This is a genomic window from Stenotrophomonas sp. AS1 (assembly GCF_048957655.1).
Taxonomy (GTDB): Bacteria; Pseudomonadota; Gammaproteobacteria; order Xanthomonadales; family Xanthomonadaceae; genus Stenotrophomonas; species Stenotrophomonas bentonitica_A.
The window spans coordinates 508309-532846 of record NZ_JARVXM010000008.1; the positions used below are offsets into that span (position 1 = coordinate 508309).

The 24538-nt window shown below is 66.2% G+C and carries 24 protein-coding genes; 5 read left to right on the forward strand and 19 right to left on the reverse strand.

Annotated features, from left to right (window positions below; genetic code table 11):
* Positions 1–4: 4 nt before the first annotated feature.
* From bla to rpmB, 5 genes are all read right to left on the reverse strand, one after another.
* Positions 5–1006, reverse strand: coding sequence for a subclass B3 metallo-beta-lactamase (gene bla, locus PV764_RS16890; RefSeq protein ID WP_200899487.1), 1002 nt, complete (start codon positions 1004–1006; stop codon positions 5–7).
* Positions 1007–1132: 126 nt separating this feature from the next.
* A complete protein-coding gene (locus PV764_RS16895) occupies positions 1133–2533 on the reverse strand; it encodes an FAD/NAD(P)-binding protein (protein ID WP_046272618.1) in 1401 nt (466 codons plus the stop codon).
* 36 nt (positions 2534–2569) lie between these two features.
* The gene (gene cls / locus PV764_RS16900; protein WP_019185626.1) at positions 2570–3988 is read right to left on the reverse strand and encodes a cardiolipin synthase; all 1419 of its coding nucleotides are present in this window, start codon (positions 3986–3988) and stop codon (positions 2570–2572) included.
* 145 nt (positions 3989–4133) lie between these two features.
* Complete coding sequence (rpmG, locus tag PV764_RS16905; protein ID WP_172407465.1) at positions 4134–4301, reverse strand: 50S ribosomal protein L33; 168 nt, start codon at positions 4299–4301, stop codon at positions 4134–4136.
* Between the two features lie 10 nt (positions 4302–4311).
* On the reverse strand, positions 4312–4548 hold the full coding sequence (gene rpmB / locus PV764_RS16910) for a 50S ribosomal protein L28 (protein WP_019185625.1): 237 nt from the start codon (positions 4546–4548) through the stop codon (positions 4312–4314).
* A gap of 320 nt (positions 4549–4868) precedes the next feature.
* On the opposite strand from rpmB, the gene PV764_RS16915 reads away from it, so the two are divergent.
* A complete protein-coding gene (locus PV764_RS16915; RefSeq protein WP_046272601.1) occupies positions 4869–6083 on the forward strand; it encodes a glycosyltransferase in 1215 nt (404 codons plus the stop codon).
* Between the two features lie 107 nt (positions 6084–6190).
* On the opposite strand, the gene PV764_RS16920 is transcribed toward PV764_RS16915, so the two are convergent.
* From PV764_RS16920 to PV764_RS16980, 13 genes are all read right to left on the reverse strand, one after another.
* Positions 6191–9352: an efflux RND transporter permease subunit gene (locus tag PV764_RS16920; protein WP_421117132.1), complete on the reverse strand. Its 3162-nt coding sequence runs from the start codon at positions 9350–9352 to the stop codon at positions 6191–6193.
* 35 nt (positions 9353–9387) lie between these two features.
* Positions 9388–10377 carry an efflux RND transporter periplasmic adaptor subunit gene (locus PV764_RS16925; protein ID WP_399620448.1) on the reverse strand — a complete coding sequence of 330 codons (990 nt, stop codon included), beginning with the start codon at positions 10375–10377 and terminating at the stop codon, positions 9388–9390.
* Positions 10374–11654: a TolC family protein gene (locus tag PV764_RS16930; RefSeq protein ID WP_421117133.1), complete on the reverse strand. Its 1281-nt coding sequence runs from the start codon at positions 11652–11654 to the stop codon at positions 10374–10376. Before PV764_RS16930 ends, PV764_RS16925 begins: the two co-directional genes overlap by 4 nt.
* A gap of 54 nt (positions 11655–11708) precedes the next feature.
* Positions 11709–12086, reverse strand: a complete 378-nt coding sequence (locus PV764_RS16935; protein WP_019185620.1) for a DUF2946 family protein — start codon at positions 12084–12086, stop codon at positions 11709–11711.
* A 99-nt stretch (positions 12087–12185) separates the two neighbouring features.
* On the reverse strand, positions 12186–14009 hold the full coding sequence (locus PV764_RS16940) for a DUF885 domain-containing protein (RefSeq protein WP_421117134.1): 1824 nt from the start codon (positions 14007–14009) through the stop codon (positions 12186–12188).
* Positions 14010–14139: 130 nt separating this feature from the next.
* Positions 14140–14481 (reverse strand): lipid-A-disaccharide synthase N-terminal domain-containing protein, encoded by a 342-nt coding sequence (locus PV764_RS16945; protein ID WP_019185618.1) that lies wholly within the window; start codon positions 14479–14481, stop codon positions 14140–14142.
* Positions 14481–15203 (reverse strand): glycosyltransferase family 2 protein, encoded by a 723-nt coding sequence (locus PV764_RS16950; protein ID WP_046272973.1) that lies wholly within the window; start codon positions 15201–15203, stop codon positions 14481–14483. Before PV764_RS16950 ends, PV764_RS16945 begins: the two co-directional genes overlap by 1 nt.
* A gap of 87 nt (positions 15204–15290) precedes the next feature.
* A complete protein-coding gene (locus PV764_RS16955) occupies positions 15291–16256 on the reverse strand; it encodes an SDR family NAD(P)-dependent oxidoreductase (RefSeq protein WP_070426232.1) in 966 nt (321 codons plus the stop codon).
* Positions 16257–16343: 87 nt separating this feature from the next.
* Complete coding sequence (locus tag PV764_RS16960) at positions 16344–16652, reverse strand: helix-hairpin-helix domain-containing protein (RefSeq protein WP_019185615.1); 309 nt, start codon at positions 16650–16652, stop codon at positions 16344–16346.
* Positions 16653–16687: 35 nt separating this feature from the next.
* Entirely contained in the window at positions 16688–17611 is a 924-nt protein-coding gene (locus PV764_RS16965) for a ParB/RepB/Spo0J family partition protein (RefSeq protein WP_019185614.1), read from the reverse strand.
* Entirely contained in the window at positions 17611–18408 is a 798-nt protein-coding gene (locus tag PV764_RS16970; protein WP_019185613.1) for a ParA family protein, read from the reverse strand. The genes PV764_RS16965 and PV764_RS16970 overlap by 1 nt, the downstream gene beginning before the upstream one ends.
* 201 nt (positions 18409–18609) lie before the next feature.
* Positions 18610–19248: a 16S rRNA (guanine(527)-N(7))-methyltransferase RsmG gene (gene rsmG / locus PV764_RS16975; protein ID WP_399620432.1), complete on the reverse strand. Its 639-nt coding sequence runs from the start codon at positions 19246–19248 to the stop codon at positions 18610–18612.
* A gap of 117 nt (positions 19249–19365) precedes the next feature.
* Positions 19366–19965, reverse strand: coding sequence for a 4'-phosphopantetheinyl transferase family protein (locus PV764_RS16980; RefSeq protein WP_421117135.1), 600 nt, complete (start codon positions 19963–19965; stop codon positions 19366–19368).
* A 90-nt stretch (positions 19966–20055) separates the two neighbouring features.
* On the opposite strand from PV764_RS16980, the gene PV764_RS16985 reads away from it, so the two are divergent.
* Entirely contained in the window at positions 20056–20307 is a 252-nt protein-coding gene (locus PV764_RS16985) for a GlsB/YeaQ/YmgE family stress response membrane protein (RefSeq protein ID WP_019185610.1), read from the forward strand.
* 55 nt (positions 20308–20362) lie between these two features.
* On the opposite strand, the gene xth is transcribed toward PV764_RS16985, so the two are convergent.
* On the reverse strand, positions 20363–21133 hold the full coding sequence (xth, locus tag PV764_RS16990; RefSeq protein ID WP_421117136.1) for an exodeoxyribonuclease III: 771 nt from the start codon (positions 21131–21133) through the stop codon (positions 20363–20365).
* 743 nt (positions 21134–21876) lie between these two features.
* On the opposite strand from xth, the gene PV764_RS16995 reads away from it, so the two are divergent.
* Genes PV764_RS16995 through PV764_RS17005 form a run of 3 tightly spaced genes read left to right on the forward strand, consistent with a single transcriptional unit; the run spans position 21877 to position 24520 of the window.
* Positions 21877–22908, forward strand: coding sequence for a radical SAM protein (locus PV764_RS16995; protein WP_421117137.1), 1032 nt, complete (start codon positions 21877–21879; stop codon positions 22906–22908).
* A gap of 18 nt (positions 22909–22926) precedes the next feature.
* Complete coding sequence (locus tag PV764_RS17000) at positions 22927–24015, forward strand: hypothetical protein (protein ID WP_421117138.1); 1089 nt, start codon at positions 22927–22929, stop codon at positions 24013–24015.
* Entirely contained in the window at positions 24005–24520 is a 516-nt protein-coding gene (locus PV764_RS17005) for a PH domain-containing protein (RefSeq protein ID WP_421117139.1), read from the forward strand. The genes PV764_RS17000 and PV764_RS17005 overlap by 11 nt, the downstream gene beginning before the upstream one ends.
* The last annotated feature ends 18 nt before the right edge of the window (positions 24521–24538 follow it).

Consider the following 24538-nt stretch of genomic DNA (forward strand, 5'->3'; position numbering starts at 1 on the left):
TGCGTCAGGGCGCGCGTCCGGCCGCTTCCTCGGCAAGCCGTTTGTCCAGGTTGATGCGCCCCTGCTGTGCGTAGCGGCGGCAGGCGCCGGCATCGACCAGCGGAGAGGCCGCGTCGTTCTGCAGACGGGCGAACAGGTCGCTGCCCAGTGGATGCGGCGTTACGTGCACGTCGCAGGGAAGCGCGGCCAAGCGGTCCAGGCCGCGCCGGAAGGCCTCCACCATCCGCGGGTGATCGATATAGCGGTACTGCGCATCGGAGATCGCACTGACGCTGTCGGTGTAAGCGATATCCAGGCATCGCCCAGCGTCGCATGAACGCCAGGTCCAGCTGGTTCCGCCCGGCGTATGGCCCGGGGTGGCGTGGGCAGTCAATGCCAGCGGACCGACGCGGACGACCTCGTCATCGCCGATGGCCCGAACCTGCGCTACCGGTGGAAATGCTGCGCCTTCCTCAAGGTACTGTGGATCATCGCGGTCGCTTCTGCCATTGCGCAGGGTGGCCACGGCAGGGGCCCGCGCCAGCAGCGGTGCACCGGTGGCCGCCTGCAGATGCGCCAGGCCGGCGGCGTGATCGTAATGCTCGTGCGAGTTCAGCAGGTACGTCACGTCGCGCGGGTCGAAGCCCAGTGCGCGGATATTGGCCTCGATCAGCGGGCCAGCCGGTGTCGTGCCGCCATCGATGAGTACATGGCCCTGATCGGACGTCACCAGCACGGCCGCCAGGCCACAGGTGCCCACGTACCACGTATTGCCGAAGATACGCCGTGGCGGGGCACGATCGTTCCATCCCTCCATCACGCTCGCACCCGCCGGACAGGCGGGAATGTCGCCCAGCGCGGTGGCGGCGGCAGCTGCCTCGGCACCCCGAGCGGTCGGAACAGCGCCATCAGCGGGTGCCTGACGATGGCAGGCGGCCAGACCCAGCATGGCGCCCAGCAAGGTGAGTGCGCGCAGCGTGGCCCTCGCAGGGGCAGGGGTGGCGGTCCGGTCGGGGCTGGACGACATGGGCATTTCCCTCTGTGAAACACACGAGCCTAGAGCCGTCTCTGCCCCATCACCAATGCATATTTCGAAAGGGTGGCATGAGGTGGCTCTGCGGCTGGTTGCACGGCCCCGGAAAGGATGTCGCCGTCAGCCCAGGCTGCGTCGGGCGGCCTGTTCGGCCTGCACCCGCAGCTCCGGGATCGCCAGGCTTTCCCACAGGGTGCCGATGCGCAGGCTGCCGACCACCCGGATCGCGGGCTGCGGCTGGCCATGGCCGTCGATCAGGCCGCCCTCCTCCACCGTGGTATCCAGGCCCAGGCCATGCGGGCCCGGGCGGGCATGCCCGTCGGCCAGCAGCTGCCGGATCAGCGGATTGCGCATGGACAGCGCGCGCGTCTCCACCCCGGTGGCGTTGATTACCGCGCCCACGGTCAATGGCGGCAGGCCACCGTCCGGGCTGCGGCCGTGCAGCTGCAGCCCGCTTTCCTGCACCAGCAGCGTGTCCAGGCGGGCGCGGTGGCGCTGCAGCTGGCCACGACGCTCCAGTTCGGCCACCTGGGCGTGCACCGATTCGGCGATGCGGTGTCGGTGTACGTCCCAATAGCGCACCACGTGGCGCAGGAAACGGCGCTGGTCGGCCTCGCTCAAGCTCAGCCACAGCGCCTGGCCCATCGGCCGGACGCGGTCCATCACGCTCTGCCACGGGATGCCCCGCGCCACGGCGGCATCGGCCTGCGCACGCAGCTCCCGCATGCGCTGGCGCAGCGACATCGCCAGCAGCGGCTGCGGATCGAAGGTGACGGATGCGCCATGCGCCTGCGGCAACGGCAGCAACGCATGACGCGAGAGCACGAAAATGCGCCCACGGTGACCGGCGGCGGCGAGGGCGACCACGCTGTCGGCCATGCTCAGGCCCGAGCCGATGATGGCCAGATCGTCATCGCCGGCCAGGACACGCACGCCGTCGTAATCCCAGGCCTCCACCGCCTGCGCGGGCGGCAATGCGTCGGCACCGGGCACCGGCAGCGGGCGCATGCTGTTGCCGCAGGCCAGCACCACGCGCTGGGCGCTCCAGGTCACGTCGTCATCGAGCCGCAGCTGCACGCCCTGTGCGTGGGGAACCAGCGCGAAGACCGGCTGTTCGACCACCTCCAGCACCGCCACGCTGCGTTCGCGCGCCTGTTCCAGGCGCTGGCGCAGGTAGGCAGCGTAATGGCGGCGCGGCACGAACTGTTCGGCCAGCACCTCGCGCGGCACATCGGCGATCGCCTCGCTGTCGATCAGGTAATCGAGAAAATCCGCGGGCTGGTCCGGCAGCCCGCTCATTTTGCCGGCCGGCACGTTGAGCAGATGCTCGGGCCACGGGGTGGCGTAGGCGATGCCTTCGGCCAGCACCGAGGCCGGCTCGAACAGCACGATGCGTGACGGCCGCTCGGCATGGCGCAGCGCCTGCAGTGCGACAAGGACGCCGGCAGCGCCGCCGCCGACGATGGCCAGATCACACTGGCGATGGGTATCGGACGCAGTCATGCCCCGATTGTAGGCGATGCACGTGGACCGGCCGTCCACGTGCGTCACAGCGGACTACATCAAGGCATCGGCCAGCCGCGCGATGCCTTCGCGGCTGCGCTTCCAGGCCGGACGTTGGCGCCACGTCGCCAGATCCAGCTGGCGCGACTGCTCCAGATAGTCCGCTTCGATCTGCGCCAGCTGGCGCACCATGCCGGCGTCGTAGCAGAGCATGCCGATCTCGGCATTGAGCGCGAACGAGCGGATATCAAGATTGATCGAGCCGACCAGCGCGATATCTTCATCGACGGTCAGGTGCTTGGCGTGCAGGAAGTTCGGCGCATACAGCGCGATGCGCACGCCACTGCGCAGCAGCTCGTCGTAGTAGGCCTCCTGCGCCCAGGAGGTCAGCCGCTGGTTGGTGCTGGCCGACAGGATCAGCTGCACCTGCACGCCGGACAGCGCAGCGATGCGCAGCGCGCTCAAGGTCGCTTCGTCGGGCACGAAGTAGGGCGTGACCAGCACGATCCGCCGCCGGGCCAGATGGATCAGCGCGTTCACCGCATCACGCGCGTTGCTGAAGGGATACGCCGGGCCGCTGGGCAGCAGCTGGGTCGGGACATCGGCTGAGCACACCGGCACTGCGGTCAACACATCCAGGCGCTGTCCGGTTTCCATGTACCAGTCGCTGGCGAACACGGCCTCCAGATGGGCGACTACGGGCCCACGCACGCGCGCGACCAGTTCCTTGTTCGGGAACCCGGCCACGAACTGCGCCCGCGCCAGGTTCTGCGAGCCGATGTAACCGACGCGGTTGTCGATCACCGCGATCTTGCGGTGGTTGCGCAGGTCCATGCGGCCACTGCGGCGCCAGCGCAGGCCACCGGGCAACATCGCGCGCACATCCACACCGATCGCCTGCAGGCGGTGGCGATAGTGGCGCAGCCCGCGCTTGGCGCCGACAGCATCCAGCAGCAACCGGCAGTGCACGCCACGCGCCGCGGCGCGCTGCAGTGCCTGCACGATGGCCTCACCGACCGCATCGTCGAACATCAGGTAGTACAGCAGGTGGACGCGTTCGCGCGCCTGGTCGATGTCTTCGATCAGCGCCTGCAGCGAAGCGTCGTAGTTGTTGAGCAGATCCACCGCGTTGCCGTGGATGGGCATGAAATCGCCCTGGCGCTCGATCAGCGGCACGATCTCGGCGGTGGCGGTATCCGGCGCGGGCGTCCAGCGCAGCGGCGGCTGCAGGGCCTGTTCCTCGCGGATCACCTGGGACGCCTCGGCCTGGCGCTGCACGCGCTGGCGCGACAGCCAGGGGTGGCCGAACAGCAGGTACAGCGGCAGCCCGAGCAGCGGCACGAAGCCGACCAGCAGCAGCCAGCTGCGCGCGGCACCGGGCGTGGTGCGGCTGGGAATCCAGAACAGCGCGGCCAGCCGGATCAGCCAATCCAGCATCAACAACCACGAACCCAGCAGCCACTCGAACAGCATCGCGTCGCCCGTCGGGAGGGGAACCGCATTCTGCCATGGGTCGCTGCATGCAACCGCTCATGCCGGGTGCGGGCCCGGGCGCGGCCCATGAAAAAACCCGCCACGAGGGGCGGGTTTTTTCGGGAAGCTCAAGCATCCTCGCGGATTACTTGATCTTGCCTTCCTTGTACAGGACGTGCTTGCGCACGACCGGATCGTACTTCAGGAATTCCATCTTCCCGGGGGTGTTCTTCTTGTTCTTGTCCGTCGTGTAGAAGTGGCCAGTGTTGGCCGTCGAAATCAGACGGATCTTATCGCGCTTGCCTGCCATGATCGTTTACTCCTCAGACCTTTTCGCCGCGCGAACGCAGCTCAGCCAGAACGGAGTCGATGCCGTTCTTGTCGATGGTGCGCAGGGCATGCGCGGAAACACGAAGCTTGACCCAGCGGTTCTCGCTGGCAACCCAGAAGCGGCGCTCGTGCAGGTTGGGCAGGAAACGACGACGGGTCTTGTTGTTGGCGTGCGAGACGTTGTTACCCGTCTGCACTCGCTTGCCGGAAACTTGGCATACGCGGGACATTGCGCACCTCGATAAAGTAGTTGTCAGCCCATAGCCCGGGCGACGGCGGCCTCGGCGGTTTCCCGCCACACGTCATGAGAATCAAAGGGTTACGCTGTCGAGGGCGGGCCGGATGACGTGTTCCCGGCCACCGATCCAAAGGTTTTTGGACACAGCGAGCCGCGCATTATGCCCGCTCCGGGGGCCTGCGGCAAGCCGGCCTGGCCCAAGCGCGCCATCCCGGCCCCGTGACAGCCGCTCCGCTAGGCTGCCCGGGCCTGCAACGCGGATGTGACGATGACGACCCCAGCCCCTTTACTGCCCTTCGCCTTCAGCCTTTCATGAAGCTGCTCGCCCTGACCTACGGCACCGAAGGCGACACCCGCCCGCTGGTGATGCTCTGTCATGGGCTGATCGGCGCCGGCCATGAGGTGCTTCTGCTGGCCGAGCGCGGCACGCTGGATACCGCGCGCCAGCTGGGCGTCCCGCATGCCGCGCTGGAGGGCGACATCCATGACGAGGTGGTGGCGCTGGTGTCGCGCGGCAACGCCCGCCTTGCGGCCTCGCGGGGTCTGGCGCGGATGGCGCAACGGCACGTGCCCGGCTGGATGCGCCAGGCCGACGCGGCGGCCGCCGGGTGCGATGCGGTGCTGACCGGCGGGCTGGCCGCGTTCGTGGGCCTGGCCGTGGCCGAACACCATGGGCTGCCGGTGATCGGCACCGGGATGATTCCGCTGACCCCGACCGCCGGCTTCCCCTCTCCGTTCCTGCCACGGCTGCGCCTGCCCGGCGCGCTCAATCGCCTCAGCTACACCTTGGTCAACCAGGCGGTATGGCGCACCTTCCGCGGTCCGATCAACGCCGCGCGACGGGCATTGGGCATGCCGGGGCGCGCCTCGCCCTGGCGGGATCTGCCGATGCTGTACGGCATCTCGCCCAGCCTGCTGCCCCCGCCGCCGGACTGGCCCGCCAACCACAGGATCTGCGGCCAGTGGCGAGCACCGGAGCACGGCTGGCAGCCGCCGCCGGCCCTGCAGGCCTTCCTGGACGCCGGCCCCCCGCCGGTCTACCTCGGGTTCGGCAGCATGACCGGCTTCGATCGCGACCAGGTGCTGCCCGCGCTGCTGGCGGCCCTGGCGCCGCGGCGGGTACTGCTGTTCCCGGGCTGGGCCGGGCTGCCCAGCGCCCCGCTTCCGCCAAACGTGTTCGTGCTCGGGCCGACCCCGCACGAAGCCCTGTTCCCGCGCTGCTCGCTCGTCATCCACCACGGTGGCAGCGGCACCACGCACTCGGCCTGCCGGGCCGGGGTGCCGTCGCTGGTGATGCCGTTCGCCGCGGATCAGTTCTTCTGGGCGGACCGGTTGCAGCAGTTGGGCGTGGCACCGGCGGCGCTGTCGCCGAAGCGGTTGGACGCCGGGACACTGAGGCGGGCCATCGCGTTCGCCGAACGTGCCGATACCCGTGCCCGCGCCGCCGCGCTGGGTCACGCGATGACTGCCGAGAACGGCGTCAGCACTGGCGTCGCTGCCATCGAGGCGTGGTTGTCACCTCGATAGCAGCGGCCACGGCGCACACGGATTTTTCTGTGCCGCCTGAAGAATCACCCGATCAACGGTCGGGTGCTACCCCATCGATGAAGAGTTACCCGATCACCCGTGCCGCCTCATCCTTTCCGATGCAGCCAGCGATACAGCACCGGCAGCACCAGCAAGGTCAGCAGCGTGGAGGAGACGATGCCGCCGATCACCACGGTCGCCAGCGGACGCTGCACCTCCGAGCCGGCGCCGACGTTGAAGGCCATCGGCACGAAGCCCAGCGAGGCCACCAATGCGGTCATCAGCACCGGGCGCAGACGGCCCAAGGCACCCTCGCGTACCGCCTGCGGCAATGGCATCCCCTGCTCGCGCAGGCTGCGCACGAAGCTGATCATCACCAGGCCGTTGAGCACCGCCACGCCGGATAGTGCGATGAAGCCGACACCGGCCGAGATCGACAGCGGAATGCCGCGCAGCGCCAACGCCAGCACGCCACCGGTAAGCGCCAGCGGCACGCCGCTGAACACGATCGCCGCATCCTTGACCGAGCCGAACGCCCAGAACAGCAGCGCGAAGATGATCGCCAGCGTCACCGGCACCACGATGGACAGGCGCTGGCTGGCCGAGATCAGCTGCTCGAAACTGCCGCCGTACTCGATCCAGTAGCCGTTGGGCACCTGCACATCGCGCCCGATCGCCTGCTGCAGATCACCGACAAATCCACCAAGGTCGCGGTCACGCACGTTGGCGGTGACCACGATCCGGCGTTTGCCGTTCTCGCGGTTGATCTGGTTCGGCCCTTCGCTGTTGCTCAGCGTCGCCAGCTCACGCAGCGGCACCGTGCGCGCACTGCCACTGGTCCAGCTGCCGGTGCGGCTGGACTCGTCGGCGTCATCGGCCAGCGCCGTCTCCAACGACACCGGCAGGTCCGCCAGCGCGGCCGGGTCCTGGCGCAGCGCTTCGGGCAGGCGCACCACGATATCGAAGCGGCGATCGCCTTCGAACAGCTGCCCTGCCACCTGGCCACCCACCGCGGTGGCCACGGTCGACTGCACCTGGCCCGGGTTCAAGCCATACCCGGCCAACGCGGTGCGGTTGGGGGTAACGGTCAGCAGTGGCAGACCGCTCGTCTCTTCTACCCGCACGTCGGCCGCACCCGGCACGCTGCCGGCCACCGCCGCGATGCGCTTGCCGACCGACAGCAGCGTGTCCAGATCATCGCCGAACAGCATCACCGCCACGTCGGCACGCACGCCGGAAATCAACTCGTTCGTGCGCATCTGGATCGGCTGGGTGAACTCGTAGTTGTTACCGGGCAACTGCTCGACCGCTTCTTCCAGTTCGGCCAGCAGCGCCGCACGTGTCTTGCGCGGATCCGGCCAAGCCTTGCGCGGCTTCATCATGATGAAGGTATCGGCGACCGAGGGCGGCATCGGATCAGAGGCGACTTCCGGCGTGCCGATCTTGGAGAACACCTTGTCCACCTCGGCGAACTGCACCAGCCGGTTCTCGATCTGCTTCTGCATCTCGATGGACTGGGTGAGGCTGGTGCCGGGGATGCGCATGGCGTGCATCGCGACATCGCCTTCGTCCAGGTTCGGCACGAACTCGCTGCCCAGCCGCGTCGCCAGCAGGCCACACCCGACCACCAGCACCAGCGCACCGGCCACCATCCAGCGGCCGCGTCGCAGGGCGAAGCCCAGCATCGGTTCGTAGCGCCGACGCACCCAGGCCATCAGGCGGTTTTCCTTCTCCTGCACACGGCCACCGAGGAACAGCGCGATCGCGGCGGGCACGAAGGTCAGTGCCAGCACCATCGCACCGGTCAGGGCCAGCACCACGGTGATCGCCATCGGGTGGAACATTTTTCCTTCCACGCCGGTGAGCGCGAAGATCGGCAGATACACCGCGGTGATGATGCCCAGCCCGAACAGGCTCGGGCGGATCACTTCGGCGGTGGCGCTGGCGGTTTCGGCGAAGCGTTCTTCGCGGGTCATGTCGCGGCCGAGCAGGTGCTGGCGTTCGCCGAAGCGGCGCAGGCAGTTCTCGATGATGATCACCGCACCATCGACGATCAGGCCGAAGTCCAGCGCGCCCAGGCTCATCAGATTGGCCGACACACCGCCCCGGGCCATGCCGGTCAGCGTGAACAGCATCGCCAGTGGAATCACCGCCGCGGTGATCAACGCCGCACGGAAATTGCCGAGCAGCAGGAACAGCACCACGATCACCAGCAGGGCGCCTTCGATCAGGTTCTTGGCGACCGTCTCGATGGTGCGGTCGACCAGCGCGGTGCGGTCGTAGCTGGCGGTGACGGTGACGCCCTCGGGCAGGCTGGCCTGCGCCTGCTGCAGGCGCGCGGCCGCGGCCTGGGCAACATCACGGCTGTTGGCGCCGATCAGCATCACCACCGTGCCCATCACCACTTCATGCCCGTTCTGTGTGGCCGCGCCGCTGCGCAGTTCCGGGCCGTCCTGCACCTGGGCCACATCGTGCACATGGATCGGCACGCCTTCGCGGCGGGCCAGCACGATGTTGCCGATCTCCTCCAGGTTGGCGACCTGCCCGGGGATGCGCACCAGGAACTGCTGGCCGTTGCGTTCGATGTAGCCGGCGCCGACGTTCTGGTTGTTGGTTTCCACCGCCTGCGCCACGTCCTCCAAGGTAAAGCCCAGCGCGCGCAGGCGTGCCGGATCCGGGGTGATGTGCACCTGACGCTGGAAGCCACCGATGGTGTTGACCTCGGTCACCCCAGGCACGTTGCGCAGCTGCGGCCGGATCACCCAGTCCTGCAGGGTGCGCAGGTCGGTGGCGGTGTAGGGCGTGCCATCGGCCTTGCGCGCCTTGGGATCGGCATCGATGGTGTACATGAAGATCTCGCCGAGGCCGGTGGAGATCGGCCCCAGCTGCGGATCCAGTCCCTCGGGGATCTGCGATTTGACCTGCTGCAGGCGCTCGGCGACCTGCTGCCGGGCGAAGTAGATATCGGTGCCGTCCTTGAACACCACGGTCACCTGCGAGAGGCCGTAGCGTGACAGCGAACGAGCCTGCTCCATCGCCGGCAGGCCGGCCATCACCGTTTCCACCGGATAGGTGATGCGCTGTTCGGTCTCCAGCGGCGAGTAGCCCGGCGCGGCGGTGTTGATCTGCACCTGGACGTTGGTGATGTCCGGGGTGGCGTCGATCGGCAGCTTGGTGAAACTCCAGCTGCCGAGCGCGATCAGCACCAACGTCAGGGCCATCATCAACCAGCGATGGGCGATGGCGGCGCGGATGATGCGCTCAAGCATGACGGCGCCCTCCGGATGCGGGGCGTGGCGAGGCGTCAATGTTCATGCGATGCCCCTGCCTTGCCGATGTCGGCCTTGACCACGTAGCTCTGCTCGACCACCACCTCTTCGCCGAGGGCCAGGCCACCGAGCACTTCCACCTTGCCGGCATCGCGTGCACCCAGCGTCACCGCGCGTGCGGTGTAGGTCTCGCCTTCGCGCACGAACACCACGTCCTTGCCGTCCATCGTCTGCAGCGCGCTCAGCGGCACCACCTGCGCGGCCGGGGTGGTGGCAACAACGATGCGGGCCTTCACCGCGGCACCGGGCCGCCATTGGCCATCATCGTTGCGCAGCGTGGCACGGGCGACCGTGCTCTGGCTGGCGGTGGCGGTACCGGGCAGCACACGCTCCAGCGTGGTGGCCTGGCTGACGCCGTCGGTCATCCGCGACACCGTGACCGGCACACCGGCGGTGATGTGCTGGGTGTCGTTGCCGAAGATATGCAGGTCCACCCACAACGTGGACAGATCACCGATCTCGAACAAGGGCGTGCCCTCGCCGGCCACGCCGCCGACCTGGGCCTGACGCGCGAGCACCACGCCACCGATCGGTGCGGTCACGGTGTAGGTGGTGAGGCTCAGGTTGCTCTCGATGCTGGCCAGCACCTGGCCGGCGCGCACGCGGTCGCCGACATTGGCGCGCAGCGAGCGGATCGGCCCGGGGAAGCGCGCCATCACCTGCGCGACACGGCCATCGACCGGCGTCAGCAGGCCCTGCACGTCGTGCTCGTCGGCGATGGTGCCGGCCACCACCGGCGCCACCCGGATGCCGGCCTGTTCGGCCATCGCGGCGGCGATGGTGGTGCTTTCCGGTGCGTCATGATCGTCATGATCATCGTCATGCCCGGCCTCGCCATGGCCGGCGTCCGTCGCAGCGGCCTTGGTCGGCGCTGCCGCGGGGTCACTGCTGCCGCAGCCGGTGAGCGCCATCAGCGCGATCAACAGGCTGCCGGCCAGCACGGTACGGGTCAGGGAAGCGGTCATCGGCGGTCCTCCGTGGACACGGTGTCGGTGGCGGCGACCATGCTCTGGCCGGTCAGCCGCTGGATTTCAATGAGGGCGGTCTGTGCGGCGATGGCCGCTTCCAGCTGACGCTGGCGTGCTTCGATCCGCATCGCCTGCAGCTGGGCCCATTCCATGTAGCTGATCGCGCCGGCACGCCAGGCCTTCTCGGCGGCATTCTCGGCGCGCTTGAGCTGGGGCAGGACGTCGCGCGCCATGCGCGTGACTTCCAATCGCGAGGTCAGGTAGCGCCCATGCGCTTCGGCGAGCGTGGCGTACAGCTGCAGCGCGCGCGCCTCGCGCTCCACGCCGTTGAGCGCCAGCTCGGCCTCGGCCGCGCGGATCTCCGGCTCGGCGCGGCGCACGCTGCCCAGCGGCAGGCTGAAACCAGCCACCAGCGAGGTATCGCGGGTATCGCGGCTGTTGCGCACGCCCACCTGCCAGCTGACGTCGGGCCGTGCTTCGGTTCGGGCCAGCTGCACCTGCGCTTCGCGGATGCGGCGCTCGCCAGCCAGCACCGCCAGTTCCGGCGTGCGCTGGAGTTCGTCGGCGAGCACGGCAAAGTCCTGCAGCGCGGGCAGCTGCATCGGGTCGCCACTCACCACATCGAAGCCAGGATCACGCTGGCGCCACAACGCCGACAGTGCCGCACGCGCGGACTGATCCATCTGCATGGCGCGATCGCGGTCCAGCTCAGCCTGGGCCAGCATCGCCTGGGCCGTCATCAGCACTGACTCCGGCGAAGCACCGGCCTGCAGGCGCAGCCGCGCGGCCGCCACCGCGCGCCTGCGCTGTTCGATATCGGTCTCGGCGATGCGCAGCTGCTGGCGCGCGTCGGTCACCGCCAGGTAGCGGCGGGCGACCTCGGCCATCAGGTCCAGCCGCGCGGTTTCACGTTGCGGGGCGAGGCTGTCGAGGTTGGCCTGGGCTACGGCGCGGCGGGCATCCAGCTTGCCGCCCCGCTCCAGCACGCCGGCCAGGGTGACGGTGACCTCGGCGGCATCGACGCCGCGGGCCTCGCCGGTGCCGAGCGCGTTCTCCAGTTCCACGCCCACGGTCAACGGCGGCGACAGGCCGGCCGCGTCACGGCGGGCTTCCCACACCGGGCGCAGGGCCTGCGCCAGGCGCAGGTCGGGGTGGTACTGGGCGACGCGCGCGATGGCGTCGTCGAGGGTCAACGGTGCAGCAGGTGTCGTGCCCTGTGCGTACACGCACGGCACGAACGCAATGGCAGCCAACGCTGCCAGACGCATCCACATGGGAGTCTCCAGAAAACGATCAGATGGCAAACGGCGGCACGCAGCCGCAGGGCGTCAGATCGCTATCGGAGGACGCAGCAGGTTCTCGGGCGGCTGGGTGCGCAGTTGCGCGACCAACCCGGCAGGGACGCCGTGGCTGGGGGCGGCGGGCAGGCTCCAGGCCATCGCGGCCATCGGCAGCACGCCGCCGTGGCCATGGCAGTGGCCGCAATGCACCAGGGCATGCAGCCAGTCTTCGTTGCCGTCGTCGTCGCTGGAGGCGGTGCCGGCGGTGTCATCGCTGCCATGCAGCTCGCTGCTGTCGGCATGCACGCTCAGGTGGATATCGGCCAGGGCCGAGGCCAGCGAACTGCCGAACACGCCCACACCGACCACCACCAGCATCAGCAGGCGGAGCAGCAGGGACGGACGCGGGCGGGCACGACGGAACATGGCCCGCAGGGTAGCCGGGCGTGAAGCCGTTACACAATCGCAGGCCGGCAGCTTGGTTCACGTTGGCGGGGCCGGCGCGACGGCCGGCCCCCGCGCACCTCAGCTGGCGGCGGCCTTGCGCTGGGCGATGAAGGCCTGGATCTGCGCCTCCAGCACCGGCAGCGGCACCGAGCCCTGGCTCAGCACGGCGTCGTGGAAGGCCTTGACGTCGAAGCGGTTACCCAGCTCCTTCTCGGCCTGCGCACGCAGGCGCACGATCGCGATCTCACCGAGCTTGTAGCTCAGCGCCTGGCCCGGCCAGGAGATGTAGCGGTCCACTTCGGTGGTCACTTCATGCTCGCTCAGCGCGGTGTGGTCGCGCAGGTAGGACAGCGCCTGCTCGCGGGTCCAGCCCTTGTGGTGCACGCCGGTATCGATCACCAGGCGCGCGGCACGCCACATCTCGTAGGTGAGGCGGCCGAAATCCTCGTACGGGGTTTCGTAGATGCCCATCTCCACGCCGAGCTTCTCGCAGTACAGGCCCCACCCTTCGCCGTAGGCGGAGATGTAGTTGTTGCGGCGGAACGCGGGCTGCTCGCCCTGCTCGGCCGCCAGCGCGCCCTGCAGGGCGTGGCCCGGATCGGACTCGTGCAGGGTCAGCGCCGGCAGGTTGTACAACGGCCGTGCCGGCAGGTTGTAGGTGTTGAGCCAGTAGGTGCCCATGCCACCGCGGCCGGCGGTCCAGAACGGGGCGATATCCGGCGGTACCGGCACGATGGTGAAGCGCGCGCGCGGCAGGGTCATGTACTTGCCGATCACCCCATCCACGCGCTTGGAGATCCACGCCGCGCGGTGCAGCAGCTCGTCCGGGGTCTTGGCATAGAACTGCGGATCGGTGCGCAGGAAGGTCAGGAACTCGGCGAAGCTGCCCTTGAACTCGACCTGCTTGATGATGCCGTCCATCTCGGCCTGGATGCGCGCCACTTCCTTCAGGCCGATCTCGTGGATCTGCTGCGGGGTCAGGTCCAGCGTGGTGTATTCGTGGATCTGCTGCTTGTAGTACGCCTTGCCGCCGGGCATCGCTTCGGCGGCCAGGGTGGTGCGCGCCTGCGGCACGTACTCGCTGACGAAGAAGGTGCGCAGCTTGGCGAAGGCCGGCACCACGCTGCCGCCGATGGCCTGGCGGGCCTGCTCCTGCAGCTGTGCCTGCTCGGCGGCCGGGATGCTGGCCGGCAGCTTCTTGAACGGCGCGTACAGCGGCGACTGGGTCGGATCCTTCAGTTCGGAGACCGTGGCGATGGACACCTCGCGGCCATCGAGCACCGCGCACGGCACGCTGAAGCCACGCTTGAGGCCGGCACGCATGTTGTCGGTCTGCTGGTCGAAGTAGCGCGGCACGTCGTTCAGGCGCGCGATGTAGTTGCGGTAGTCCTGCGCGGTCTTCATCTCGCGCCGGGCCATGAAGGACAGATTGGACCAGAACGAGGAGTCCGCGTTGAACGGCATTTCGTAGGCGCGCAGGCGCACATCGGCGGCCAGGTTGAACACCTGGTCGCGGTAGATCGCGTAGTTGATGCGGTTCTCGGCCGAGAGCGCCTGGGTGTCGACCTTGTCCAGCTGGGCCAGGACGTCGTCCCAGACCTTCAGCCGGCCCTGCTGCGCGGCCGCGCCGACATCGGGCATGCGGGTGGCGTTGGCCGGGCCGTCGCCGTCTTCGCTGGCCTCACCGCCACCGGCTTCGCGCCAGGCCCATTCCTTCTCGTAGATGGCGCGGAACTGCGCATCGGCGGGGCTTTCAGTGGCCAGGCTGGCCGGGGCGGCGGCCGGGGCAGCTGGAGGCGCGGCCAGGGCGGCGCCGGCAGGAAGGGCCAGGGCGAGCAGCAGCGCAGCAACGAGCGGTGATTTCACGATCAGGGTTCCCGGGGGACGGCAAACCCCGATCATGGCACCGGGCGAAGGGGCCGCGCATGGATCAAAGGTCCTGCCCGCGTCGCGGGCCCCCGTTACGACCCCGGCCCCCATCCGACGTTCACCCCGTCCGGTAGCCACCGACCGTTGGTCGGTCGGCACGCCCTCAATGCGCCGCCTTGTCCCGCTTCCACCCACGATGGTCGATATCCAGCTTCAGGCTGTACAGCGCGGTGAACGCCGGGAACAGGTTCTGCAGCACGCCCACCGAGTCCTGCTTGGCCGAGAACAGGAAGTAGCTCAGCGTCATCAGGCTGCCGACCACGCTCATGTACCAGAACAGGCGCGGGATCACCGGCTTGCCGGCACGGCGCGAGGCGATGAACTGGACCAGCCAGCGGCCACCGAACATCAGCGCGCCGGTGTAGCCGATCAACTTCCAGCCGGTCACGTGCAGGCCGGTCCAGTAAAGCCACGTCAGTGGCTGGTCGAGCCAGTGCAGTTCCATCAGCGCTCTTCCACGGCGGTGCGCTTGCTGCGCGTGATCAGCCAGGCTACGCCGCGCAGGTCGCGGATGCCGACCAGCGCGCGGCCCAGGTTGTTGTACTTGGACACACCCGCGGTGCGGTGCCGATGGTTGACCGGCACGCTGGTGGTCTTCCAGCCGGCCCGCTGCATCAGCGCGGGCAGGTAGCGGTGCATGTGGTCGAAGTACGGCAGCTCCAGGAACGCCGCACGCTCGAACAGCTTGATGCCGCAGCCGGTATCGGGGGTATCGTCGTGCAGCATGCGCGCGCGGATCGCATTGGCCCACTTGCTGGCCCAGCGCTTGCTGCCCGAATCCTGGCGGTTCACACGCCACCCGGCGAACAGCTTGACCTCAGTGGCGGCCGCCGCGCGCGCGGCGAGCAGCTTGGGGATGTCGGCCGGATCGTTCTGGCCGTCACCGTCCAGGGTGGCGATCCACGGCGCGCGGGCGTGCTTGACGCCGTTGCGCACCGCGGTGCTCTGCCCGCTCTGGGTGACGTGGTGCAGTACCCGCAGCTCGGGCGTGGTGGCCTTCAGGGCCTGCAGGACCGCCAGGGTGTCGTCGCGCGAGTGGTCGTCGATGTAGACGATTTCGAAATCGACCTGCCCGCGCAGCGCGGTGGTGATCTCGTTGATCAGGGGCGTGACGTTGTCGCGTTCATTGAAGACCGGGACGACGACCGACAACTGGGGTTGGCTCATGGTCGGGCTCTGCGATTGGCCAGGATCGAAAAAGAGCGCGCATTTTCCGCACCCGAGGTTATCCGAAGATGAATCGAGGCGTGTGTGTCAGGCGTGATCCCCGAAATAATCCCGGCACCAGGCCACCACCGGCGGCAGACCGCGCTCGATCGGCATCGCCGGCTCGTAGCCGAAAGCGTCATGCGCCCGCGTGGTATCGGCCATCGTGCGGACCATGTCGCCGGGCTGCATCGGCTTGTAGACCTTCTGCGCCGGGCGTCCGGCGGCGGACTCGATGACCCCGATGAAGTGCTCCAGTTCGATCGGCGTGTGGTTGCCGAGGTTGAACACCCGGTGCGGCACCGTGTCGCTGGACGGATGCGCCAGCGCGCCGAGGATGCCATCCACGATGTCGGAGACATGTGTGAAGTCGCGCTGCATTTTTCCGTCGTTGAACACGTCGATCGGGCGGCCGGCCAGGACCGCGCGCGAGAACAGCAGCGGCGCCATGTCCGGGCGGCCCCACGGGCCGTACACGGTGAAGAAGCGCAGCCCGGTGGCATGCAGGCCGAACAACTGGGCGTAGGTGTAGGCCATCAATTCGTTGGCGGCCTTGGTCGCGGCGTACAGCGAGCGCGGCTTGTCGATGCGCTGGTCTTCGGAGAACGGCGGGGTGGCCGAATCGCCGTACACCGAGCTGCTCGAGGCATACACCAGATGGGCCACGCCGCGGTGGCGGCACAGCTCCAGCATGTTGACGAAGCCGGTCAGGTTGCTGTCGACGTAGGCATGCGGGTTTTCCAGCGAGTACCGCACGCCGGCCTGGGCGGCCAGGTGGATGACCCGGGTCGGCTGCACCTCGTCGAACAGCGCGGCCAGGCCGTCGCGGTCGGTCAGGTCGAGCACGCGGATATCGGCCTGCGGGCACAGCGCAGCCACGCGATCGCGCTTGATCTGCGGATCGTAGTAGTCGTTGTAGTTGTCCAGGCCGACGACGCGCTCACCGCGCGCGAGCAGGGCCTTGCAGGTGTTGGCGCCGATGAAGCCGGCAGCGCCGGTCACGAGAATGGTCATGGGGTCCGTCCGTCCTACTTGCCACGTATCAATACAGTGCTTTCCCGGGACGCCCGCGTGGCGTTGCACACGTCCCGGTGGTCCGCTTCACCAGAGGCTGAGCGGCGCTTCCTTGGCCAGGGTGGCCTTGCGTTCCTTGCTGAAATCCCACCACGGCCGCGGCGCTTCGCCCTGCATGAAACGCAGCACCGACAGGAATACATCGATCACGCAGGGGTCGTGCATCACCCCCGTGCGCAGGCACAGCTGCGCGTACATGTCATAGGCATCGCGACCGCGCAGATGCGCTGGCACGCGGATGCCGATCAGACGGAGATCTTTCTCACAGGCCGGCCCGACATTCGGCAGGTCGGTCAGACGCAACAGATGGTTGCGGTCGACCTTGGTGGGGTTCATTGCTGGGGGGAAATCCTCTGACGCCTGCGGGGGACTCAGCCCTTCTGTGCGCGAAGTCGGTCGAGCACGCCATCCAGCGTGTCCAGGTCGGTGTAATGGATGATCAGCTTGCCCTTGCCGCCGCGGCCGTGGTTGATCGCCACGCGGGCGCCCAGCGACTCGGACAGTTCGGTTTCCAGCGAGGCGATGTCGGCCTGCGGTGCAGCGGCGGAGGGCTTCTTGCGCAACGCGCCGGGCACCTTGCCGGCGGCGAACTGCTGCGCGCGGTGCTCCACTTCGCGTACCGACCAGCCCTGGTCGGCCGCTTCCTGGGCGAGCTTGCTGGCCAGTTCCGGCGCCAGGGTCAGCAGGGCGCGGGCATGGCCCATTTCCAGCCGGCGGGTTTCCAGCAGCAGGCGGATCGCGATCGGCAGCTCCAGCAGGCGCAGCAGGTTGGACACCGCCGCACGCGAGCGGCCCACGGCCTGGGCGGCCTCGGCATGGGTCAGGGCGAACTCGCTGATCAGCCGCTGCAGGGCTTCGGCTTCCTCGAGCGGGTTGAGGTCTTCGCGCTGGATGTTCTCGATCAGCGCCATCGCGATGACGGTGCGGTCTTCCAGCTCGCGCACCACCACCGGCACTTCGTCCAGGCCGGCCAGCTGCGACGCGCGCCAGCGGCGTTCGCCGGCCACGATCTCGAAGCTGTCCGGGCCGAGCTGGCGGACCAGGATCGGCTGGATCACGCCCTGGGCCTTGATCGACTCGGCCAGCTCGGCGAGCTTGGTTTCGTCCATGTCGCGGCGCGGCTGGTATTTGCCCGGCTGCAGATGGCCCACCGGCAGCTTGCGCAGGAGTTCACCCGGCTGCGGTTCGACCACGGCCGCTGCCTGCACCTGTGTCACCGCCCCCTTGGGCCCCAACAGCGCGTCGAGGCCACGGCCGAGGCCGCGTTTCTTGCCGAGGGCAGGCTTGGTGCTCATCAGGCGGTCTCCATGGCCTTGTCGGCCTTCTTGCGTTGGTTGTTGCGACGGATGATCTCGCCGGCCAGGCCGAGATAGGCAACGCCACCGCGCGAGGCACGGTCGTACCCGACGATGCTCTGGCCATGGCTGGGCGCCTCGGCCAGGCGGACGTTGCGCGGCACGATGGTGCGGAACACCTGCTCGCCGAAGTGCTCGGTCAGCTCGGCCGACACGGCATTGGCCAGGTTGTTGCGCACATCGAACATGGTGCGCAGCACGCCCTCGATTTCCAGCGCGGGATTGAGGTTGGCGCGCAGCGCTTCGATGGTTTCCACCAGCGCGCTCAGGCCTTCCAGCGCGTAGTACTCGCACTGCATCGGCACGATCACCGAATCGGCGGCGGCCAGCGCGTTGAGCGTCAGCAGCGACAGCGCCGGCGGGCAGTCGATCAGGATGTAGTCGTATTCGTCGCGGATCGGGGCCAGCGCGCGCTTGAGGCGCTGCTCGCGCTCGCTCTGGTCCATCAGCTGGATCTCGGCGGCGGTCAGGTCGATGTTGCCCGGGAGCAGGTCGAAGCCCTCCGGCGTCTTGACCCGGACCTCGGCCGCGGTGCTTTCGCCCAGCAGCAGGTCACAGGTGGAAGCGGCGACTTCGCGCTTGTCCACGCCGCTGCCCATGGTCGCATTGCCTTGGGAATCGAGGTCGACAAGAAGCACGCGCTTGGGTGCAGCAGCCAGGGAGGCGGCCAGATTGACGGCGGTCGTGGTCTTGCCGACGCCACCTTTCTGGTTGGCGATGGCGATGATGCGGGCCATGCGGGTGAGCCTCATCGGCAGGGAGTGGGACTGGTCATTATGCGTATATGAGGCGTGTCATGCACTGTGAGATGCGCGGCAGGCATGCGCCGCAATGCCGCAACGACGCCCACGGGCACGCCGGTGGCGCCGCATGGGGACACCGCGGGAGGGCGCCGGGACGACGCTGGGACGGGCGATGCGGGCGCGGGAGTCACCGGCTCACGGGCCGGTGACCACCACCAGATGGCGCTCGCCGGTCAATCCAGGGACGCTCAACGGCAGCACCTGTTCGACCGACCAACCGGCCGGCAGCTGCGCGATCTCGTCGTGCGGGTACACGCCTTTCATCGCCAGCAGGCGGCCGCCCGGGCGCAGCAGGTGCCCACCGACCCGGATGATCCCGGCCAGGGTGTCCATCGCGCGCGCGGTCAGATGGTCATAGGCGGCCGGTTCGGCCAGCGCCTCGGCGCGCGACTCGGCTACGCGGGCGTTGCCCAGGCCCAGCTGGCGCACGGCCTCGCGCATGAAGCGGGCCTTCTTGCCATTGCTTTCGACCAGGGTCACCTGCAGCTGCGGGCGCGCGATCGCCAGCGGGATGCCGGGCAGCCCGGGGCCGGTGCCCAGGTCCGCCAGGGTGCCGCTCTCCAGGTACGGCTGCATCGCCAGCGAATCGAGCAGATGGCGGGTCACCATCTCCAGCGGATCGCGGATGGCCGTCAGGTTGTACGTACGGTTCCAGCGGTCGAGCAGGGTCAGGTAGGTCAGCAGCGGCGGTGCCAGCGCGGCGTCCAGCTGCATGGCGGCCAGGCCGCGCTCAAGCGCGTCGGCCACGCCAGCGGGGAGGATGTGTTCGTTCATGCGGCCATTATCGCAGGTCGGTAGAGCCGACCGTTGGTCGGCTGCCGCTGCTCGCATACCTGACCGTTGATCGGCTGCCTCCGCCCGCACACCCAATCGCTGGCCACGCCCTCGATCTCACACCGCATGCCAGGCCAGCGCCGCGCGGAAATCATCCGCCGCCTGCCACTCATGCAGGTGCCAGCGCTCGGCGGGCCCCAGTTCCGGGTCGCACCAGGCCAGGTGCAGGCCTCCGTCGATGCCGGGGGCCAGCTGCAGCCGGTGCAGACCAAACGAGATGCCCTGCCCCTGCGCCTTCAGCAGCGCCTCCTTGGCGCACCACACCCGGAAGAACCAGTGGTTGCGGGCGTTCTCGTCCAGCGATTCCAGCCAGGCGATCTCGGCCGGGTGGAAGAAGCGCTGCACGATCTCCAGCATCCGCGGCCGCGGGCGCAGCGGTTCCAGGTCCACGCCCAGCCGCACCCCCTCACCCATCGCGACCAGCAGCAGGCCGTGGCTGTGACTCCACCCGGTGCCCACATGGACCAACGGGCCATGCAGCGCCGGGCGGCCACGCGGGTCACGCTGCAGCGGCAGGTCCTCCGGCGCCCCGCCCAGCTGCTCGGCCAGCAGGACCCGGGCCTGGGGCTCGCCGCGGGTGCCCGGCACATGCGGCAGGCGCCAGACCGTGACCGGGCCGAAGCGCCAGGGGCCCTCCAAGGTCGCCGGCAGGGTCATGCCACGCCCCCGCCATACCGGCTGCACGACGACTTCACGGGGTGTGCCGTCAACTGCACAGGTCGCATCCGCACAGAGGGAGTCAACGCTATGGGCATCATCATCTGGTTGATCGTCGGCGGCATCGTGGGCTGGCTTGCCAGCATCATCATGAAGCGGGACGCGCAGCAAGGCATCATCCTCAACATCGTGGTCGGCATCGTCGGCGCGCTGATTGCCGGCTACTTTTTCGGCGGTGGCATCAATGAAGCGATCACGCTGTGGTCGTTCATCTATTCGCTGATCGGCGCAGTCATTCTGCTGGCGATCGTGAATCTGTTCACCCGTAAAAGCATCCGCTGACGCGCTCACGTACTTCGTTCGATCAACAAGGCCCGGCACTGCCGGGCCTTGTTGTTTACGGCGCCAGCTCCACCCATGCCGGCGCATGGTCGCTGGGGCGCTCCCAGGTGCGCGGCTCGCGGTCGATGCCCGAGGCCAGCGTGCGCGCCTTGAGCGCGTCGGAGACCAGGGTCAGGTCGATGCGCAGGCCCAGGTTGCGGCGGAAGCCGGCCGCCCGGTAATCCCACCAGCTGAACACGCCTTCTTCCTCGCTGTGCAGGCGGAACGCATCGTGCAGGCCCAGCTGCAGCAGCTTGTTCAGGGCGCCGCGCTCGGCGGTGGAGGTCAGGATGTGGTTCTCGTTCCACACCAGCGGGTCGTGCACGTCGCGGGCATCGGGGGCGATGTTGAAGTCGCCCATCACCACCAGCTCCGGGTACCTGGCCAGCTCGGCCTCGACCCAAGCGTGCACGGCCTCGAGCCAGCGCAGCTTGTAGGCGTACTTGTCGGTGCCCACGTCCTGGCCGTTGACCACGTACAGATTGATGATGCGCACGCCGTTGACGGTCCCGGCGATGACGCGCTTCTGCTCATCCTCGAAACCGGGAATGCCGATCTGCACGTCCTGCGCCGGTTCGCGCGAGAGCAGCGCGACGCCGTTGTAGGTCTTCTGCCCGGCAAACACGCTGCGGTAGCCCAGCCCGGCCAGCACCGCGTCGGGGAACTTGTGGTCCTCCATCTTGGTTTCCTGGATACCGACCACATCCGGCGTGAACGCCGTGAGCCATTGTTCCAGGTGCGGCAGGCGCACGTTGAGCGAATTGACGTTCCAGGAAGCGATTTTCATGCGGGCATTCTACCCGTGGAGGCGTGCCGCTGCCGAGTTCCACTGAGTGCGGGCAGCACTGACAAACACTCGATATCTGAGGTGATCAGGAGCATCGCGGCCCACCAAATGCTTGAAGGTTAACGAGTGGATAAGCGCAAAATTGCGTACTAAGTGGATGGTCGATTAAAGCGCCGGACTGACTAAAACAGAGTCTCCCTGCGATTCCTTACAAGGCTTCCGACTCGACGCAGTCACCAGCACCAAGTGCCCGGCCACAGCCGGCAGCGGAACCAAACATGGAAGTGGATTGCCACATCTATTGCAATCCGCATATTTCGATGCATAACACTTTTTCGAAACGTGCGCCAGACGCACTCGCGTAACTAAGCTAGCATTCTGACAGCCTCACCTCTGGCGCAACATCTAGATCGACTTAATGTCGCAATTGACCTTATTACCGCAGGCATTTACCTACAGAAAAATTAGCAGTATTTCCATTGCACGGCAGGATGGATGGAGGGAATCTAGCAAAAAGGAATTAACGTTAACGTCAATCTCACTCATATCCGCATGTGCAGCCTTCACCAACCAACGCACGGCGAACTTCAGAAATATCACAATCCATACTTACGATCGACGCGCCCCGCATTCAATTTAGCAAACGTAAGCATCAAACAGGACTAACTCGTAAATCGCCATCAAGCCGCGCACTTATCCATGGGTATTGTTTATCTTCAAGCTCCCAAAAAGGAATCCATAAAGTGCCAATTAGCGGATCACTCAGCCCAAGAACTCTGACAATCCTCTGCACATATCAATGTACAGCTGCATGCAAGCAGTGCTGCTTTGAATCAAGCCCTTTAATTAGTGGCCGCCTTTCAAAAGAAACAATAATTGATCGAATTAGAGAAGCAAAATCAGCGTTCCTTGAGCTAGGCCTAGTTGTATTCAGCGGCGGCGAAGCACTGATGCTCAAAGATGACCTTTTTGCTGCAATCGCTTATTGCACTAGTGAGGGCCTAGCGACTCGCGTGGTTTCTAACGGGTACTGGGGAAAAACTGCCAATACAGCTCACCGTACGGCCGCAGAACTTCGATCATCCGGACTCCAAGAACTTAACATTAGCACTGGCAAAGATCATCAAGAATGGGTGCCATCATCCAGCATTATAAATGCAGCTACAGCAGCCGCCGAGGCAGGAATATTCTGCCTTGTCACAGTAGAGAATCAGGGGGAAGACCTATCGCTGATAAATGAAATTCTGAAAAGCCCCATACTTTCCCCTTACATTGAGTCAAGAGCCATATCTGTCCAATCAAATTCGTGGATGCCTTTTCATGAAGACGCGGAGCGACGCCAACAAAAGGTCGATATTGAACAACTCAGAGTGGGTTGTAATCAAATTTTCGATACCGTTGTTGTGACGCCCCATGACAACCTATCAGCTTGTTGCGGACTCACTCTGGAGCATATTCCCGAAATGCGTCTCGGAAAAAACGACGGCTATAACATCGAATCCTTATATTCATCGCAGTTCGATGACTTTATGAAAATGTGGATTCACGTAGATGGCCCGTATTCCATCATTGAACGAGTGATGGGCAAGAATTCATTCGCGGAGCTGGAGAACGTTGTGCATATATGCGAAGCCTGCTCCATTATGCACAAAAACCCAGAAATTCGAAACGCGATTCGCGAGCGCTATCAAGAATTTATTCCAGAGGTAATGACAAGACTAAAAGTGTCAATGGCTTTACGTGAGCGCTCACTCAATCTATCGAGGTCCGCATAATCTTATTATGGAATGGATATGAAAATTGACAGCAAGCGCAGAAGATTCATACAAGCCACCCTGGTGGTGCCTATTGCCACTGGTGTAGCAGGTCGACTTCACGGAGCGCCGGCCAGCGTTGCGGACGGGACAGTTGCGCCCTCCGGAGCGGATAGGCTGATCCTTCCACTTGCAAACTCAGGCCTGCCCCATTCCGCGTTAACCGAATTGGCAAGAGTATCCAATCTCGTCGAGTCGGTTCTTACTGATAGCTCTGCCGCCAACTCATTCTTTTCGTCGCCACGACGCTATTTTGAACAACATGGCTTAGATGGATCGGACGCGACACTCTTGGACAGATCCGTCGTGATGCTAGTTGCCCTGTCAGAACCTTCGGTGAAAGATGCACTTAGCAAGCGAGACTACGACAAGCTATTCGAGTACATGCGAATTGCAGGTGTATTTGAGCGCCGTGATCCCTCAGCTCTGCAATCGCGGATTGAGCGAATAATTTCCTCTAACATCCACGTGATCCGAGACGCAATCGGGGCTCATGAAAATGCACCTCTTACATCAGAACAGAAGAATGAGTTTATTGGCATCCTGAAGAGTTCGGGCGCTATCGCGATGGAGGAGGATCTAGCCGCCGTTGTTCAAGTGCTACGGGGTGACGGAGGGGTTACCATCGCTGCATGCTCTGCAATGGCGGCCTGCGTAGTCGGCATCGCGCTACTCGCCGTGCTGTATGTCTCCGCCGCGGTTGCTGCAACGATTGCTATTATGGCGGGTGTAGGCATCAGTGCCGCTGTAATGACAGCAATCTTGGTTAACGGGAATGAACATCCTAGATTTGCAGCCGCACCCTTTACCGGTCAGTTCATGAAGTTGGATCCTGCGGCAGTCAGGAATATGCAAACGAGCTATCGTCTTTCACAGGTCACTCAGGATGGAGAATTGCAACTCCACGCGCTACGTGAAAGTATTCGCGAAGAGGTAGCGGCGGTACTGACGTCGTTGTCCAATCTTAGTCTGATAAATGTATCCACCGATAGCTTGCCTCAGATTATTGACGCGGTGACCTTCTACGCTTACAAGACGGCAGGAGTTCCGACGAAGCATGCCCACTGAATTCGCGATCCACGCGTTGAATTACAAGACCCTCGCTGCGGTGCTGCTGATCGGCGTCGTCCCGCTACTGTTGGTCGGCGCGGCGGTCTACTTCCTCGGGCAGGACAGGATGTCCCAGTTGGCCGCGCTCGGCGCCACCTCTCTGGCCGTCATCATCGGCCTGCTTGGCGTCTGGCAACTCAGCGCGATCCGGCTGACGGCGGACGCCACGACTCTGACCGTCGGTGGCGGCGCGTATTCCGTTTCCGTTCCGATGGCACAGATCGATCATGCCGGCGCACGACGGCGGCTGCCCGGCAGCGATGACACTGCGTTGGGTCTACGCACCAATGGCATCGGCATGCCGGGCCTTTCACTGGGGTGGTTCCGCACCGGCAAGGGGAAAGCATTTGCAGTAGTGACCGATCCCGCGAAGGTGGTGATCCTGCCGACGACGGCCGGTTACACGCTGCTGGTATCCCCGGAGGATCCCGACGCGTTCCTGGCCGCGCTCAGGCGTCTGTAGCGGGCGTCCATGCCGGCG